At 39.1% G+C, this 18474-nt stretch carries 15 protein-coding genes; 8 read left to right on the top strand and 7 right to left on the bottom strand.

Annotation, left to right across the window (positions count from 1 at the left end):
• Positions 1–31 precede the first annotated feature (31 nt).
• On the bottom strand, positions 32–586 hold the full coding sequence (locus tag MTN96_RS30520) for a hydrolase (RefSeq protein WP_248533955.1): 555 nt from the start codon (positions 584–586) through the stop codon (positions 32–34).
• Positions 587–751: 165 nt separating this feature from the next.
• On the opposite strand from MTN96_RS30520, the gene MTN96_RS30515 reads away from it, so the two are divergent.
• Entirely contained in the window at positions 752–5254 is a 4503-nt protein-coding gene (locus MTN96_RS30515) for an EAL domain-containing protein (protein ID WP_374276185.1), read from the top strand.
• Here the strand turns inward: MTN96_RS30515 and MTN96_RS30510 are convergent.
• Positions 5251–6147, bottom strand: coding sequence for a cation diffusion facilitator family transporter (locus MTN96_RS30510; protein WP_248533951.1), 897 nt, complete (start codon positions 6145–6147; stop codon positions 5251–5253). The genes MTN96_RS30515 and MTN96_RS30510 overlap by 4 nt on opposite strands.
• A gap of 198 nt (positions 6148–6345) precedes the next feature.
• On the opposite strand from MTN96_RS30510, the gene MTN96_RS30505 reads away from it, so the two are divergent.
• The 3 genes from MTN96_RS30505 (at position 6346) to MTN96_RS30495 (ending at position 9344) form a co-directional block, all read left to right on the top strand.
• Positions 6346–7797, top strand: coding sequence for a diguanylate cyclase domain-containing protein (locus tag MTN96_RS30505; protein ID WP_248533948.1), 1452 nt, complete (start codon positions 6346–6348; stop codon positions 7795–7797).
• Between the two features lie 106 nt (positions 7798–7903).
• Positions 7904–8860, top strand: a complete 957-nt coding sequence (locus MTN96_RS30500; RefSeq protein WP_029774439.1) for an SPFH domain-containing protein — start codon at positions 7904–7906, stop codon at positions 8858–8860.
• 28 nt (positions 8861–8888) lie between these two features.
• Positions 8889–9344: an NfeD family protein gene (locus tag MTN96_RS30495; RefSeq protein WP_029774440.1), complete on the top strand. Its 456-nt coding sequence runs from the start codon at positions 8889–8891 to the stop codon at positions 9342–9344.
• 4 nt (positions 9345–9348) lie between these two features.
• Here the strand turns inward: MTN96_RS30495 and MTN96_RS30490 are convergent, their stop codons facing one another.
• Positions 9349–10221: an SMP-30/gluconolactonase/LRE family protein gene (locus MTN96_RS30490; protein WP_248533946.1), complete on the bottom strand. Its 873-nt coding sequence runs from the start codon at positions 10219–10221 to the stop codon at positions 9349–9351.
• Between the two features lie 354 nt (positions 10222–10575).
• Between MTN96_RS30490 and MTN96_RS30485 the strand changes: the two genes are divergently transcribed.
• The gene (locus MTN96_RS30485; protein WP_055253856.1) at positions 10576–11412 is read left to right on the top strand and encodes a patatin family protein; all 837 of its coding nucleotides are present in this window, start codon (positions 10576–10578) and stop codon (positions 11410–11412) included.
• On the opposite strand, the gene MTN96_RS30480 is transcribed toward MTN96_RS30485, so the two are convergent.
• From MTN96_RS30480 to MTN96_RS30470, 3 genes are read right to left on the bottom strand one after another with little or no spacing between them, the layout of a single operon-like run.
• On the bottom strand, positions 11409–11645 hold the full coding sequence (locus MTN96_RS30480) for a hypothetical protein (protein WP_248533945.1): 237 nt from the start codon (positions 11643–11645) through the stop codon (positions 11409–11411). The genes MTN96_RS30485 and MTN96_RS30480 overlap by 4 nt on opposite strands.
• Positions 11642–13237 carry a PepSY domain-containing protein gene (locus MTN96_RS30475; RefSeq protein ID WP_248533943.1) on the bottom strand — a complete coding sequence of 532 codons (1596 nt, stop codon included), beginning with the start codon at positions 13235–13237 and terminating at the stop codon, positions 11642–11644. The genes MTN96_RS30480 and MTN96_RS30475 overlap by 4 nt, the downstream gene beginning before the upstream one ends.
• Positions 13234–13521 (bottom strand): hypothetical protein, encoded by a 288-nt coding sequence (locus tag MTN96_RS30470; RefSeq protein ID WP_031289698.1) that lies wholly within the window; start codon positions 13519–13521, stop codon positions 13234–13236. The genes MTN96_RS30475 and MTN96_RS30470 overlap by 4 nt, the downstream gene beginning before the upstream one ends.
• A gap of 448 nt (positions 13522–13969) precedes the next feature.
• On the opposite strand from MTN96_RS30470, the gene MTN96_RS30465 reads away from it, so the two are divergent.
• The 3 genes from MTN96_RS30465 (at position 13970) to MTN96_RS30455 (ending at position 16668) form a co-directional block, all read left to right on the top strand.
• Complete coding sequence (locus MTN96_RS30465) at positions 13970–14191, top strand: hypothetical protein (protein WP_024032720.1); 222 nt, start codon at positions 13970–13972, stop codon at positions 14189–14191.
• 180 nt (positions 14192–14371) lie between these two features.
• On the top strand, positions 14372–16399 hold the full coding sequence (locus MTN96_RS30460) for an ATP-binding protein (RefSeq protein WP_248533941.1): 2028 nt from the start codon (positions 14372–14374) through the stop codon (positions 16397–16399).
• Between the two features lie 17 nt (positions 16400–16416).
• Positions 16417–16668, top strand: a complete 252-nt coding sequence (locus tag MTN96_RS30455; RefSeq protein ID WP_004587115.1) for a hypothetical protein — start codon at positions 16417–16419, stop codon at positions 16666–16668.
• A 111-nt stretch (positions 16669–16779) separates the two neighbouring features.
• Here the strand turns inward: MTN96_RS30455 and ahpF are convergent, their stop codons facing one another.
• Positions 16780–18363 carry an alkyl hydroperoxide reductase subunit F gene (gene ahpF, locus MTN96_RS30450; protein ID WP_248533939.1) on the bottom strand — a complete coding sequence of 528 codons (1584 nt, stop codon included), beginning with the start codon at positions 18361–18363 and terminating at the stop codon, positions 16780–16782.
• Positions 18364–18474 lie beyond the last annotated feature (111 nt).

Raw genomic sequence — 18474 nt, 5'->3', positions numbered from 1 at the left:
ACCACTTTAATTAACATATTTTAAGTTACTATTACTTTATTAGTGGTAAAACAATCTTGAATTCAGGTAATGCTGCGTTTTTTGTCCACTGAAAAATGATACTTTCTACGCTTGTAATTATTGCCCCTGCCTGTTGTAACTGCTCTAGAGCTAGCGATTTATGCATCGTATTACGTGAGCCCACAGCATCTGCAGCTACATGCACCTCAAACCCTTGTGCTATTAAATCTAAGCAGGTTTGTAACACACATACATGCGCCTCCGTGCCTATTACTATAATTTGTGAACGCGTAAGTTTTGTAAACACAGCATTAAACGCAGGCTCATTACACGCACTAAAATGTGTTTTTTCAACAGTCTGTGCGTTTATAAGGGTGTTTTTTAAAAGGCTGTTTGTACCACCAAGCCCTTGAGGATATTGCTCAGTCACTATGCTAGGAATTTTAAAAAGGCCGCTTACTTTGGCAATTTTTATTGCCCACCCTAGTAAATCAGAAAATTCGCTAATAGCAGGAGATAGCTTATCTTGAATATCTATCACTAATAACACGCTGTTATCTGCAGACAAATTTTTGTGACTAACCATAATACCCCGTTTTTAAGTAAAATATAATTAGTAAGCGTAGCTTAAATGATTATAAATAACTAAATTAGTGCTTTAATTTAGTTGTTATAAGTTGTAATCCACATTTTAAAAAATGTGCTATATTAACTTTTATATGTATATCCCTGCCCTAGAGCGAGTTTATTAGTGCGATTGAGTATTTTGTTTTTTCTCTTCACCACTGTATGTTTTCTTTGTATTACTAGCGTATCGGCCTCCACAAATTATGCTCAACAACTACAACGAATATCTACCGCTGAAGGTTTATCCCAAAATTACGTAACTAAAATTTTGCAAGATGATTTAGGTTATATTTGGATAGCTACAGCGCAAGGGCTTAATCGATTTGACGGCTACACGGTAACCCCTTTTGATGGCGGATCTACCCTTAACGAAAACTTCATCACTACACTATTTAAAACGCATGCAGGCAATATAATTGTTTCTACTGAGCTTGCCGGTGCCTATTTAGTTAACCCAAAAACGTTAACTACTCGTAATATATTTTCGGGCAATCTTGCAGGTAATACAGCTAGTTTCGCTTCTATTGAAGCGATAGCCCAGAACCAAGATACCTTTTACCTTGCCATTTTAAACAACGTGTATTCACTTAACTCTAAAACAAATTCACTTACTTTAGAGTTTACTATAGGCAATGAAAACAGCGTGGTGCGCGCGTTAAAATATTACAAAAATACGCTATTTATAGGCACACAAACGGGTTTATTTAGCTACGACCTAAAAACAGAGTCATTAACCCCTCTTAATTTACATACTCCCGATAAACAAACAGTCGATAACAGTAATGTTAAATTTTTATCTGTAGACCCCGCGCTAGGATTATTAGTAGGCACCGTTGAGGGCATGTACGCGTTAAGTTTAAATAGCTCAGCAGGAGCAGCTGCAGATAAAAGCACTAAAAGCGTGATTGCTGATTACAATATTTGGGATTACAGCAATACACCCTATGGCGAATTTATTGCCACAGAGCATGGCTTGTTCGAATTTAACCGAGAAAAGGGCACCACTGAGTTAATTCTTAGCTTTGATCAAAGTAAATTTAATATTACCGAAAATACTATTAACGATTTAATGGTCGACTCAAGTGGCGTGTTTTGGCTGGCGTCGCGCACTCAAGGCGTGCTTACTTGGTCAATAAACACACGGCGCTTTAACAAAATCACCCTACCCGAAAACAACTATATAAACAGTATTTACCAAGACGATGATTTATCTATGTGGTACGGCACCGATAATGGCCTTGCTCATGTAAATGCTAAAAACAAAACAACCTACTACCTAACCTCGCAAGACCCTAAAGCGGTTTATGGTGAATACGCTATTTTTGCAATTAATAAAGCGCATTTAGAATCCACTTCACGGTATTTATGGCTAACGGGGTACTACAGTTTAATTTTATTTGACAAAGAAACAGGCACTGCCGTTGCCAAAAAAGATTTAAATAACGCAATGTCTGAAGGTGCGGTTATTTATGGTTTGTCTGAGGTAGCCCCCGACACATTCGCTTTTTATAATGATCACAGTTTTTATGTGTACAATGGCAAAACAGGCTTAACGCGCGAAATTAACGGGTTAAAACAACATGTAAACCCTTTAGAGGCCTATACCTTTCATCGACCTTTTGATGATTACCCAAATGAATTTGTATTAAGTACAACTACCCACTTTTACCGGTTTAACGAACAAACAAACACCCTTACCGCTATTTATAAAACCAGTAAAAAAGACAGCCAAAATTACCACACAGTCGAAAACTGGTTAGCTGACAAAAACAATATTTTATGGTTAGCAACAACCAGCGAAGGCCTAGTGGGTATTGATGCGCAGAGCTTTGAAAAAAAGCACCACTTTAACGTAAGTAACGCCTTAAAAACGCAGTCTATTTATTCACTTATTAGCGATGAGTATGGTTATTTATGGTTTAGCAGTAAAAATGGTTTGTACCGCTTAAATACCGATACGTTAAGACTGCGAGTTTTTACAGTAAAAGATGGTTTATCGGTTAATTTATTTAGTACTTTAGGGGCAATTACGCTTAAAAATAACACTGTAATGTTTGGCAGCAGTTATGGTGCAATTTCGTTTAACCCCGCTGAGTTTTTACAGCAAAGCACGCAAACAGCAACCTCAATAACCGATATTACTTTAATGTCTCGCGATTTAGACTATCAGCCAAATCAGTTTGCCACCTCTGCATTGCAATTAACACATGAAGATATGGGTTTGGAGGTCAGCTTTTCTAATTTTGATTTTCAAAATAGCGCGGAAACACGTTACAAAATTACGCTTCAAGGGCCTACTTCGCTAGAGTATGATGATTTAAAAGCAAACAAAATATTTTTTACAAAGCTCCCACCAGGAAATTATCAATTAAAGGCCAGCGCGTATAATTTTAATAGTGCGACCGAGTCAAAGCCGGCGCTGTTAAATTTTAATGTGGCATACGCGCCGTGGAAGTCTCCTTATGCATATGCAGCTTATATTTTAATTATTATAACTGTGCTGTGTTTACTGTTTTGGCAATACAGAAGCAGACAGCTAGCCATAGCTAATGCGCAAAAAGCGACAATACATTCGCAAAAACAAACGGAGCTTGCGCTCAGTAACAATAAAAGTGGCATTTGGGATTACCATTACAACGACGATTCGGTAAATACAAACCGAGGAAGTGAGCTTGGGTATACTAATTTGCCCAACCGTATTCCGCTAAAACATTATTTAGCTTTAATTCACCCTGAAGACAAACCTCGTGTTATTTCGCACTGGTTAAATTTTACCAAACAAAAAAAGCATGAGCATTGGCAAGCAACCTACCGGTTAAAGCATAAGCTTGGCCATTGGTTGTGGTATCAAGATTTAGGGCAAATTATTTATGACGAACACACAAATAAACCGGTATCTGTATCTGGCATATATACCAACATAACTGAGCAACGTGCCAATGAGCAGCAAGCCAACATTTTAGGTGAGGCGTTTGGGCAAATAAACGACTGGCTGCTTATTTTAGATAATAACTTGGTGCCGGTTTCTGCAAATAACAGTTTTATAAAAACGTTTTCGCAAACTCATAAACATCCGCTTAGCTTAAAAGTGTTTGTTAATGCGATAGGTAAAGCGCAATGTAAAAGCTATGCCAGCACATTAAAAAGCTTAACAGCAAAACAAAATTGGCGAACTGATGCCGTTATTAAAACTGCAACTAACCCGCACCACCCCATACATATAAGTGCCACTGCAATCGCTAAAGATACACATAGCATAAGTTACTATGTGATTGTTATTTCGGATTTAACCGAGCAAAAAAAGGCAGAAGACGAGCTGCGTTATTTAGCCAATTTCGATCCCCTTACACAATTGCCTAACCGCAGTTTAATGCATCAAAAAATTGGTAAATCGATTAAAAAAGCTCACCAACAGCTCACTCAAAGCGCTTTACTATTTATAGATTTAGACAAATTTAAACCGGTAAACGACACATTTGGCCACGCAGTGGGAGATCAACTGCTGTGTAATATTACCCAAAGAGTGAGCGCTATGTTGCCAAGTAATGCCACACTTGGCCGCCAAAGCGGTGACGAATTTTTAGTGCTTATTGATAACGTAGAAGACATAGCCGCACTTAATAACATAGTCAAAAGTATCAGCTCAGAACTTGCCAATAAGGTCATTATCGAAGATTTTTCTATTAATATATCAGCCAGTATTGGCGTGGCTTTATACCCATTTGATGCCAGCTCGACCGATTTACTGATCAGAAACGCCGATGTAGCCATGATGCATGCAAAGCAAGCTGGCCGAAACGGGTTTAAGTTTTTTAACGACTCGATGAACGAGCAAATAAAACAAAAGCTCATCCTCGAAAACGATTTAAAAGACGCCGCGAAAGATAATCTATTATTTAATCACTACCAACCCATAATAGACACGCACGCACAAACAATAAATGGGGTTGAATTACTTATGCGCTGGGAAAATAACGGCCAATTTGTCTCGCCGGCATTATTTATCCCTATTGCTGAAGAAACAGGCCTGATAGAAGCATTAACTGAGCAAGCTTTAGAGCGCGCGCTAACTGAGCTAGCCCCTACATTGGCCAGCAACCCATTGTTTTATATTTCACTTAACTTGTCGCCAAAGCACATTTTAAGGACGAATATAGCAACCAAGCTGACCAATATATTAAAACAGCATCAAATGAGCCCAGTACAACTGCGCCTAGAAATAACAGAAAACATACTGCTAGAAGACAAGCAAAAAGCCGCAAAGCAACTACAAAAGTTAAAATCGGCTGGTTTTAAGCTGTTACTCGATGATTTTGGCACCGGCTACTCATCACTTACTTATTTGAGCCAGTTCCCTATTGATGTCATTAAAATAGATCAAAGCTTTGTTAACAGCATTGGGGTTGATAAAAGTGATGAGTCGATCATCAAAACTATTTACACTTTGGCTCAAAACTTAGAGCTTTATTGCATAGCCGAAGGCGTTGAAACTAAGCAACAAAAAGCCTTTTTAGAAGGGTTAGGTTGTCATGTTTTACAAGGTTATTATTTTGCAAAACCAATGCGTGCAGAGCAATTACAAAACCCCGAAACACATGAGCATATTCACACTTTAATAAAAAGTTAGCTATGAATATGCTGGCATTCGTGGCTTTCAATTTGCAGTACGCTGCTTTTAACATTAAAACGCGCAGCGAGGAGTTTTTCTATTTTTAAGCGGCAGGCTTCATCGTGCTTTTCAATTGTACAATGCTCTTTTAACACCACGTGAGCGCCGACAATAATATCGCTGTCTTTGCGCGACACCGTCACATTATGTACGTTATGCACATGCTCTAAATCGGTAATTGACTGCTCAATATCCTTCACTTTAGGCAACTTAGCGTTATTAAAGAACAGCCCTTTAATACAGCTCGTGATCACTTTACCGCCGGTAAATAATACAAACGAGGCAATTAGCATGCTCGATAAAATATCAATAATGCTCCAGCCCGTAAAATAAATAAGTACGCCTGCTATAAACGTAGAAATGGTCGATATAATGTCAAAAAACGAATGCAAAAATACAGCGTACACATTAATGCTTGCTTTGCGGCCTTTATAAAGTACCCACGCTGCAGCACCATGAAATAAAAACCCTACAGAGGCAATACTCGACATTAAAAAGCTGTTTATTGCTAAATCATGGCCATCGTTATGATGGGAAATTCTCTCTACACCTTCATATAAAATTACGGAGCTTATTGCCAAATACAGTAAACCATTAATTAAACCACCAATGAGCTCAGCGCGTTGATAGCCATCGTTATAGGTTTTAGCAAAATGAATTGCTAAGCTTGAGGCAATAAGGGCAATAAATAGCGAGCTATTATGCACAAATAAATGCCCTGCATCGGCAAGTACAGCAAGCGAATTAGCGTAATAAGCGCCAATTACCTGAATTATCATAAATGAACATGTTATCGCTAAAGCGATAAGTAACCGACGACGAGACGCCTGGTGTGTAGTGATTTCTGTCATGAAATGCTTGAAAAACCTATACTTAAAATGCAAATAAGCCGTCAGGTGGCTTAGAGTAGAAAAGGGTAATGATATACAGTAGCAATTGTAATACGAAGCCCTCTTAAACGCACTAAAAACTTAGCAAAATAGCTAAAGTTGTACTAAATAACATAGTAGGAACAATTAAATTGTATGTAAAATCAACTGGAGCAATGAGTGGGCTTAAAACCAATCGAAGATATGTGGAGTACTATAAAGCTTATTCCGTTTGCCGTTGTACTTTATGATGCTAAAACACAAGCCTACAAAGCAAACACTCAAGCGCAGAGTATATTTGATTTACCCTCACAGCCAACATTAAAAGATGCAGACTTTAAGCACCTCACGCTAAGTAGTCCAGAAAGTAAAAAACAATTTACTGTTGCGAAATTGTTTGAAAAATACTTAGTTATAAATACTAACTGCCACGTATTTTTACAAAAACAAACGCACGGCCTATTACTAAACGCCAAACTTGCCTCGCTAAATAGTCACTTATACATTGCTACGTTTGAGATAATTGAACACAACGAAGATGCGCAATATAACTTTGATAAAATTATTTCAAAAATTTCTACCGACTTAATAGATATTCAAATTGACGATATTGATACTCATATAGAGTTTGCGCTTAAAGCCATTGGCACTGTATGCCATGCCGATAGGAGCTACTTATTTAAATTTTCTGACGATGGTAAGTCAATGCGTAACACCCATGAGTGGGTTAACCAGGGGATTCAGCCATTTAAAGATCAACTACAGCACATACCAAAAAACTCACTCCCCTACTTTGCTAATTTAATGGGCACCACACACTTATTTAAAGTAAATGATGTTGCCAGCCTCCCAGCAAAAGCGGCTAAAGAAAAACAAGAACTTGAGCGTGAAGGTATTCAATCGGTACTGTGTATTGGCCTTCGCTACGATAAGGAGCTAGTAGGCTTTATTGGTTGTGATTGTGTAAAGCAAAAACGTGAGTGGACAGACTTAGACTTAATTAGGTTAAAACTAGTAGGTGAAATAATCGCTAATGCGTTTAAAAACTTAAACTACAAGCAAGAGCTTCAGCATATTCAACAACAGCTAATTACCGCAAATCAAAAGCTTAACCACCTTGTAAATACTGACAGCCTCACCACAATTGCAAATAGACGTTGTTTTGACAAAGCACTAGAGAGCGAAATTAAACGCTGCGCACGTGCAAAGCAGCCCGTTAGCTTAATTATGTGCGATATAGATTTTTTTAAAAATTACAACGACAGCTACGGCCATCAACAAGGCGATGAAGCCTTAGTCAAGGTGGCAGCAGCGCTTAAGTCGCGATGCCGACGCGAAAGCGATTTAGCCGCGCGCTATGGCGGTGAAGAATTTGCCGTCATTTTACCGGCAACTAATGAGCAAGACTGCCAACAATTTACCCGCTTAATTCAACAAGCAATTAAAGCGGCAGGCATAAAACACAATAATTCTACCGTAAGTGAGTACTTAACATTAAGTATCGGTTTTTATTCAGCCACGCCTGATAAAAATAGCACGCCACAGTGCTTTATAAGCAAAGCCGATCAAGCACTCTATACCGCAAAAGAAACAGGCCGTAATAAGGTATGCCAATTTAAACCCACTCACTAAAAGCTTGTTTTTGTGGTGCATAAATTCAAGTAGTGATAATCTATACACGCTGAAATTATAAACAATACAACAACTCAGCAACTCCACTCTCATAAGGAATTTTTAAATGGATCCAATCAATCAAATACTAAATATGGTATTTACTGTTGAAGCATTTTTACTTGTTTTTGTAATTGTACTTCTAAAAAGTAGTGTTAAGTTTGTACCTCAAAACCGAGCATGGTTAATAGAGCGCTTTGGAAAATACCAATCAACTAAAGAAGCCGGCCTCAATTTTATTGTGCCATTTATAGACCGCATTGCTGCAGACCGTAGTTTGAAAGAACAAGCTCAAGATGTTCCTTCACAGTCAGCCATCACAAAAGATAATATCTCTCTAATTGTTGACGGTGTATTGTACTTTCGAGTACTTGACCCTTACAAAGCAACATACGGCGTGGATGACTATGTATTTGCTGTTACTCAATTATCGCAAACAACTATGCGTTCAGAGTTAGGTAAAATGGAACTAGATAAAACATTTGAAGAACGTGACTTATTAAATACCAACATTGTGGCAGCTATTAACCAAGCAGCTGAGCCATGGGGTATACAGGTTTTACGCTATGAAATAAAAGATATTGTGCCGCCTCAATCAGTTATGGAAGCAATGGAAGCACAAATGAAAGCTGAGCGTGTAAAACGCGCGCAAATATTAGAATCCGAAGGTGACAGACAAGCAAATATTAATGTTGCAGAGGGTAAAAAGCAGGCGCAGGTACTTGCCGCAGAAGCAGAAAAAGCAGAACAAATACTCAGAGCAGAAGGTGAAGCAAAAGCCATTATTGCGGTAGCTGAAGCACAAGCAGATGCTCTGCGTGAAGTAGGTGCAGCAGCAGATACAGAACAAGGACAAAAAGCTATCCAATTAGACCTTGCAACTAAGGCTATCGCTGCAAAAGAGGCCATAGCTAAAGAGTCATCGGTCGTTTTACTTCCCGATAACGCCACCGATGCTAGCTCGCTCGTAGCGCAAGGTATGTCTATTATCAATACATTAAATAAAACGCAAAAGCTGCAATAAAGCCTATTAGCTTAATTTAGGAGAATATATGGACCTAATTTCGCAAAACTTACCACAAGCTTTAATGGTTATAGGTATTATTGCATTAATAATAGAAGTCACCGTTTTAGGGCTATCTACTATTATTCTGCTTTTCTTGGGGTTGTCTTTGCTTACTTCTGGGCTATTAATGGTTGCAGGAGTACTACCCGAAACTATTACAGCGGCACTTTGGAGCAATACCATCATTACCGCTGTTTTGGCACTACTTTTATGGAAACCCATGAAACGTATGCAAGAAAATGTAGATTCTAAGCAAATAAATAGCGATTTCGCCGATCTTACTTTTGTATTAGCAAAAGATGTTTCAGATAAAGAAATAACAACACATCAATATTCTGGCATAAGCTGGCAACTCAAAAGTACACAACCCATTAGTGCTGGCACCAAAGTAATAGTGGTTAAAAAAGAGGTAGGTGTTATGTGGGTTGCCCCTGCCCCGTAACGTTTTATATTATTACGGGCGGCTCTAGCTGCCCGCTTTTTATACCTGATATTTTAAATACATTACCTTGTAATGACTGGTTAGTTTTTACATTACTGTCATCTGCAGAAGTTATAAATAGCCACTGTGCGTTGTTGCCACCAAACGCAACGCTTGTAGGTTTTGTTGCTGCAAGCGACAGTGTGTTTAAAACCTCCCCATCTGGCGATAAACACATAACGCAGCCCATATCCCATACCGCAAGCCATAAGTTGCCAAGGGCATCAATCACACAGCCATCTGGGTCTACTTGGGTATTTTTAAATTGATAAAAAACTTGGGCGGGTAATATAGGCTCACCGCTATCTGGGTTTACATTTAAAGTAAAAATACAGCTGGCTTTTGAGTCGCAGTAATAAGCACGTGAGCGCGCTTTATCAAAACATAACCCGTTGGGAATGGTTAAACCTTGCACCACGCAATTAAGCGAATTTTGATAAAAACGGTAAATCTTACCTTCGCCTGAGCGGGCGTTTGTATCCATAGTGCTTAGCCAAAAACCACCCCAAGGGTCTGCCCGACCATCGTTAGAGCGCCGTGTGGACTGGGTATTTTCTAAAAATGTGAGCGTTTGGCGCACCCCAGAAGCTATATGGTATTTATAAATACCCGTACTGGTGCCAATAATAAGGTGTGCTTTATCAAGCCACGCTAAAGCCGAAACCGTATCTTGCATTTCAACTTGTGTTAGTGAGTCAGGCTTTGTTAAACACTTACTTAGCAGGAGATTTTTTTCTATATCTACCCAAAATAGCGTTTCAAGCAAAGGGTGCCAAAGCGGGCTTTCACCTAACTTATTTTGCAAATTACTAAATACGGTCACACTTGAGTCAGTCATAAATAACGATTCTTTAATATTAACAAAGCCTTGTATTAATAAATACTTTATCAGAAATACCCAACACTTACGATTAAACAAAACATATTAGCAACTAAATGCTTTTGCTAAGCCAAACAGTGCACTAATACCAAATAGCTTAATTAAGTGATTTAGTTTTAAATACTAAACCATGCTGATTACAGGATAAAAGCTTCTTTATTGCTCTGTTTATATCAAAATTTTTAGCGCCGTTAGCGCTAAGTTTAATCCCTTAAGTGAATTAAGTAATGTGGCAAATGGGTATAATTATTTCAGCATTTTATCGCGCTTTACTTGGTTAGTTGGTAATATCATCAAAAGGGAGGTAATAGTATGATTAATAATAACAATAAACATTCTTTAGTGGTTGAGGGAGGTGCAATGCGCGGTATTTTTGCCGCCGGCGTGTTGGATGAGTTTTTAGCGCAGCGCTATCAACCTTTTACTAATTACTTTGGGGTTTCTGCTGGCGCTACCAATATAGCCGCTTATTTATGCCAACAACCTAAACGAAACTACCATGTTATTACCGATTTTTCGTGTCGGCCTGAATTTATTAACTTAGCGCGCTTTATCAAAGGCGGCCACTTATTTGATTTAGATTGGCTGTGGCAAGCAACCATTAAAGAAATCCCCCTCAATACAGAAGCCTTTGCAAAGGCAGCTCACGAATTTTATATCGTCTCTACAGCTATCACCACAGGGCAGCCCCATTACCTTAAAGCAAGTAGTGATGCGATGGTAGAGCAACTTAAGGCATCGTGCGCGATTCCAATTGCGTATCGTAACTACCCTATAATTAATGATATTGCGATGACCGATGGCGGCGTAGCAGACTCTATTCCCGTAATAAAAGCATACGAAATGGGTGCTCAAGAAATAACCGTGGTGCTTTCTCAGCCACTAGGCTATAGAAAAAAGCCAAGTAAATCTCAGTGGTTAACCAAAAAACTTTATAAAAACTACCCTGCTTTAATAAATAGCTCGATTAACAGAGCGCATGTTTATAACAGCAGCATAGATTTTATTAATAACCCGCCTGAAGATTGCAAAATCAATATTATTGCTCCACCGCCCCAATTTAGAGTGGGTCGTACAACCAAAAATGTTAAACGCCTTAACGATGGGTACAAAATGGGAATTGATACAGCCAAAGCCTTTTTAAGCTAAGTGTGTTGTTTCCCTTTAGATAGCGCAACCAGTATGCCCATTACAGTAAACGCTACAATGGTGCATACAATGCCCGCTAGCACAGCGTAAACATGTATAAAAAACGCTAAGGCAATAGCTATTAAAGCCCAACAATACAGCCACTTATAGGCTACTTTGAAGTGCTTACTTCTCATTAATAATAAAGCGGCCAGTAAACACGCTAGCGCAATAACTATCATAACGGTGCTCATGCTGCTTTTACCTCTGCAATTGCTATGGCATCAGGTTTTGTTTTTAAGTATCCCCATAAAAACGCCAGTCCAACAATTAAAAAGCTAATATCTGTAAATGCCACTAGGGTACTGTTTGCGTTAATAATATTATTAACGCCCAATACACTATTAAGTGGTAAAACACTTATTAAGAATAAGGCGCAAAGCAACAAGGTTGCTCTAAAGTAGTTTTTATAGTTTTGCCAAAATGCTGCAATTACTAGCCATACTAACCACGCGTAAAAAAATACCGGCCCAAAGTAAGCATTGTGCTCAGCGCCAGCCACGGCATAGTTTAAAAGTACTTGCACAGGGAATAACACACAACAAGCAAGCACTAAACCACCGCAACTGCCTATAATAAAGCGGTTCCACCTTGCATATGCGCCAGCGCTAAGCGTTGGTGTGCTGCCTCTGGTACGCTTTGCTAACCACATCATCACGCCAGAAAGTGGCATTAAGGCACATGCTAAGCCAAGCATTACCCAAAGTAACTTCACAAATAAACCTGCAAAATTACCAAAATGGAGTGGGAAGAGTATTTCAATAATTTTAATTGATACCCCTGCAATATCGCCAAAACTACTCATAGAAGTGATGTACTCCCCTTGCCCATTGTAATGCAATAACTGAGAAGCCACGGCTTCGCCTCCTAAAAGGCGTAAATACACTTGTGCGTTAGCATCGTTATGCGCCATTACCGTGGCATCTAAAATAACTGCATGTGGGTAGCGTTGTTGCGCATCACTTAAAATAGCGGTTATGTTAGTCGGCTGATTTACATGACTAATTATTGGCTCAGGAATAGCTGTAAAAGTTTCTATCAACTTATCTTGGTCTCCTCCAAAGCTAACAAAAGCTGCTGCAGGTAGTAAAATTACGGTTGCGAGCCCTAAAAATGCGCCACTAAAGCCAATTACAATATTAAAAATACTGCCCCAAATGCCCATTACTTTGTGGCCGTCACTTATGGTTACATCAAAGCCTTTAAGCCACCTAAAGGTGAACAGCTCTTTAATTAATTTACGATGTATAAATAAGCCAGTTACTGTACTTACTAATAATGTTAAACCTAAAAACCCAGTTAAAATAAGCCCTATAGGTCGCCCTAAATGTAAGTCAGCGTGAAACTCACCAATGTAGCTGGCTGCATCTGTTTTTCTATTGGCATAATATTGCTTACTAGGGCCATAGTAGGTATTTACCAACGCTAAGCTGACTGGGTCAAATTCAAATGCCCGAAGTACTTCTTGCTGGTAATTTTCATCACCATGGTGCGATTCAAATACTAAAGCCAGTAAATGAAAATTATGCCCTGTTGGCATAAACACATGAATATTTTCACCAAACTCTTTGGGCACTTGAGCGTGGTATGTGTTAACTAATATGCTTATTTCGCTATCAGGAATATGTTGAGTTTGCTGCAGTGATTGGTTGGCCCAAATTTTTAGCTCAGGCCTGGCAAGTACTGCTAACGCGCCGGTAAATGCCACAACAAACAATAAAACGGCGGTTACTACGCCCACCCAACTATGTAATAAAAATAGCTTTTTTAAAGTAATTGATTTCATCCTTGCCCCTGCATTAATGCAAAATAACTTAAAATTCCATGCACTAAACACAAAGTGATCATGAGTAAAAGTGGCTGCCATGCTTTTTCGCTAATGTAGGCATATATAAAAAGCCCAACCCAAATAATTGGAAACAGTAAAATAGGCAGTAAAATTTGTTCACTCATTTGTAAGGGCAAGTAGGTAGTCATCCCGGTGATCATCACCGTAGCGGTTACCAATGCCAATACGCACGCCATTAAATGGCGACGCTTTGTAGCGCTAAAGGTTTTTTTATTATTCATTTTTAGCTCATTTAATAAATAGCAGGCGCGCACATCTGTACATGCAAATAACAACTATTTGCATTATATTGCGCATTTGTGAATTTATGCAACATATTATCGTTACTTAATAAGCTAACAAGCTCCTTTTTATTCGCACAATCAATGCCTGTTTATTTATAAAATTACATTTTTTGAGCATACTTGGTATTTAGGTAGGCAAATATGATGAGCTAAAACTGTTTTTAAATAATCCCAAAAACAACTGCGTTATCATACTGATCAGTGCTTAACTGCTTAGCCCATTAAAATAACGACTAAACAGGCAAATTTTTAACTTTAACAGTCAACAAACTCTATAATTATTGTTATTTTGTTAAGGCATATGCAAAAAGCTAATTGTCCCTAGGCAGGCTCTTTTTGCAGCTGTTAAACAAATCACTATACATTGATAAAATGAGAAAAATTTATGAGCGATAAAATCAATCCAGACGCGTTACACGCACTAAAAATTGCATTTACTTACATGCCGCAAGCAATTGAAGTAACAAAGTACGAATATGGCGAGCGCTATCAAACGGTGCTTGATCATATTGAAGCCGTGCGCGAAGTGTTGCTTATAAACGATGTAGACCCAGAAGAAGTAGGCGGCGACATAAACCCAGAATACACGCCTAATTCTACCTATTAATGAGAAAAGTTTGCTAATTGAGCAAAACAATTAAGTTCGCGTGTTGATAGCCTAACACCCATTACTCAATATATTGCTCAACGGTTTACGCCTGTTGGTATAAACTGTTAAAAACATATAAATAAATGTGCCTATCTGCCGATACGCATAACGATATAAAATACAATTAAGGTAATTGCGGTGAACTTTTTAAGGCGTTTTCACGATATAGTCTCAGACCAAACTCTGGATTTTAATTCTAAAATTAAAAACCTACTCGCGTTTGGCCTAGAAGTGTTCAGCCTTGATGTAGCAATAATTAGTAAAATTGATGCTAATACGTACACAGTATTACATGCTCTAACACCCGATAACGCCTTATTACCCGGTACACAATTTGAGCTAGATGGCACCTATTGCGTCCATACGTTATCTGCGGGCTCGGCGCTATCGTTTCATAAAGCCTCACAAAGTACGATTGCAACTCACCCTTGTTACATAAATTTTCAACTTGAGTCCTACATTGGCGCACCTATAAAAGTAGCCGATAAAACTTTTGGCACGGTTAACTTTTCATCGCCTAACGAGTCAACTGCATTTAGCGACGAAGCCTACGATTACATTGAGCTATTTGCCCAATGGTTAGGATCTGAATTTGCAAAAATAGACACGAAAGAGCAACTTTTAAAAAATAGCTACACCCTTTCAAAGCTCGAAAACATCGCTAATATCGGCACTTGGGAGGTCGATTTAATCGAGAACAAAGTTTATTGGAGTAAGCAAACTAAACGCATTCATCAGGTAGCCGATGACTACCAGCCAATAGTTGATAACGCAATTGAGTTTTACAAAGAGGGCCCCAGCAGAGAAGCCATAAATAAAGCGGTAGAAAACGCCATAAACAAAGGTGAAAAATGGGATTTAGAGCTTGAGGTTATCACTGCACAAAACCAAGAAATTTGGATTTCGACTTTTGGAGAAGCCGAGTTTCACGAAGGTAATTGCATAAGGCTATTTGGTACATTTCAAGACATTACCGAATCTATATTACTTAGAGAAGCGCTAAAAAAGAAAAAAGCCGAAGCAGAGCATATGTTAGAAGATAGAAGTATGCTATTTGCTAAAATTAGCCACGAGTTACGCACCCCCCTAAATGGCATAACTGGCATGCTCACCACCTTAATAGATGAAAAAGACACTGAAAAACGAGACGAAAAAATAAAAATAGCGCTACGCAGCGCTGACATTTTACTTAATATTATCAACGAAGTACTCGATTTTTCTAAAATTAATCATGGTGAATTAAAACTAGAGCCAACCGATGTACTGCTTAAAACCATATTTAGTGATTTGGCCTCTTTATATACCCCGTTATTTAAAGAAACCCATGTTGAATTAATCATAGAAAATACAATTGATGATAGCTGCTGGGCCTTTTGCGACAGCACACGCCTGAGCCAAATTACCTCTAACTTATTAAGTAACGCGTTAAAATTTACCGAGCAAGGCCATGTAAAACTTAAAACACAGCTCATGAATAATAACGATGCGCTATCTCTTGGTATTACAGTTTCTGACACTGGTCGCGGAATGACCCCTGCCTTTTTAGAGTCTTTATTTTCGCCGTTTACACAAGAGGTTGACGCTAAAAATAATAAAGGGGGCACAGGGCTTGGCCTAGCAATTATAAAAGAGCTTGTAGAATACATGGGCGGCACAATAAAGGTGACAAGTGAGCTACAAAAAGGCTCAACGTTTAGCATTAATATTCCGCTAGAGCTTGGTAAAGAGCAAGTTATAGACGATATTAAATCAAAAATTGAGTTAAACAGCCATTCGCTCAGTGTACTTATTGTTGATGACAACGATATAAACCGCCGTGTGCTTGATGCCTCTCTTGATAAGTTAAACGTAAAAGCCGACTGCGCCATTGATGGCCAAGACGCTATTTTTAAGTGTAAGCAAAAGCATTACGACCTTATTTTTATGGATTGCATTATGCCAATCCTGGATGGTTTTGAAGCCACTAAAACGCTGAGAGCGCAACGTATTTGCCCTAGCGAAAGCACCTACATTGTAGCGCTAACTGCTAATACATCGTCGCAAGATAAACTAGCTTGCCAGCAAGCAGGCATGGATATGTTTGTCTCTAAGCCGTTTAAGCTTCCGCACATAGAAAAAGCGCTTTCTAATGCCTTAGAACATACAGCTAAAGTAAATTCGCTTTAATTTAGTAAGGACATACTATGAGAAATATAATAAGAACATTACTTTTTACTGTACTGTTGTTAGCCATATTTAAAGGCATTTCTACAGGGCAATGGGGTTCATCAATAATCGTTGTTATTGTATCAAGCGTATTGCTATTAGTTACGTTTATCAGTGGTAAGGCATCACAAGGCCGTTCAACTTATACAAGCACTGACTCTTCAATTTATGCTAGTAATAACTCACACTCTAATAATGATTGCGGTGGGGATTCTGGTGGCTGTGATTAATAGAGATATTGTTATAAGCATTAAAAAAGCCGCCTTTGGAGAGGGCGGCTTGGGTTAACAAACAGCTTTTGGGTGTACCTATTGCTGTTACATCAAGAGACGATTTGCCTATTAAGCTGCATTTTGGTCTTGGTTGCTTTGCTCGCTATGGCGAATTAAGTAATCAAACGCCCCTAAGCTTGCTGTTGCACCACTACCCATTGCAATAATGATTTGCTTAAACGGCGTATTTGTCGCGTCACCCGCACCGTAAACGCCCGGTAATGAGGTTGCGCCTTTAGCGTCAATTTCTATCTCGCCAAACTTGCTTAGTGTAAGGTCGCTCTCTTTTAACCATTCGGTATTAGGGATCAAACCTATTTGTACAAAAATACCTGCAAGTGCTAATGATTTTTCCTCACCTGTTACACGGTCAGTGTAATTAAGTCCGGTTACTTTTTTACCATCGCCTACTACTTCAGTGGTTTGCGCATTTTTAATAATAGTGATGTTGCTTAAGCTATTCGCTTTGCGAATAAGTACTTCGTCGGCGCGCAGCGTATCAGCAAACTCAAGCACAGTTACATGCTCTACAATGTTAGCTAAGTCGATAGCCGCCTCTATACCCGAGTTACCACCACCAATAACGGCAACAGGCTTACCCTTAAATAGCGGACCATCACAGTGTGGGCAGTAAGCTACGCCATGACCGCGATATTCTTGCTCACCAGGGACGTTCATTTCACGCCAGCGTGCACCGGTTGCTAAAACAAGCGATTTAGCTTTTAAAGTAGCCCCGTTTTCAAGGGTAATTTCATAACCATTACTACCGCGACCAAGCCCTGCTGCGCGTTGGTTATGCATTACATCTACATCGTATTCTTTAACATGCTCTTCAAGCTGAGCAACAAGCTTTGGACCTTCAGTGGCTTTAATCGAAATAAAGTTTTCGATAGCCAACGTATCGGCAACTTGGCCACCAAATCTATCGGCAACTATACCGGTGTTTAACCCTTTACGAGCAGAATAAATAGCGGCTGAGGCACCCGCAGGTCCGCCACCTACTACTAACACATCAAACTCGTCTTTTTCGCTTAATGCTGCAGCTTGTTTAGCCGCGCCTTTAGAGTCTACTTTATTTAAAATGTCGGTCAGGCTTAATGCACCTTGGCTAAATGGTTCGCCATTTAAGTACACAGCTGGTACTGCTAAAATATTGCGCTCTTCTACTTCGTCTTGAAAGAGTGCGCCGTCAATCATTGTTGCTTTAATTTTGCTGTTTGTTGCTGCCATTGTATTTAGCGCCTGCACTACTTGCGGGCATGTTTGGCAACTTAAGCTTATGTATACTTCAAAATTAAGTTCTTGATTGAGTGATTCTATTTGTTCAATGTCTTCGCTTTTTGCTTTGCTTGCGTGTCCGCCAGTGTGTAAAAGCGCTAACACTAAACTTGTAAATTCGTGACCCATAGGTACGCCAGCAAACGTAATGTGGGTGTTTTTTTCAGGTGAATGCACAACCATAGATGGGCGACGTGCGCTCGAATCGGGGTTGCTCACTACCGTGAACTTGTCGCTTAATGATGCTAAGTCGTTTGCTAAGCTTTCTACTTCTGCTGATTTTTTGCTGTCATCCAAGGCAATAAGCAGCTCAACAGGTTGAGTAAGCGATTCAAAATGGCTTTTTAATTGATTTTTAATGTTGTTATCTAACATGGCTTAACCCTTTTTAGGAAAATTTAAACAGCAAGCCTCCCATGCCAACTAATGCATGTGCTAATGAGTCCGAGTTGAGATAGGAGGCACCAACAAACGAAATGATGTTGG

The organism is Pseudoalteromonas sp. 2CM28B, assembly GCF_023161935.1.
The sequence above is the reverse complement of the archived record's forward strand: the minus strand, read 5'-3'. Positions and strand labels throughout refer to the sequence as shown.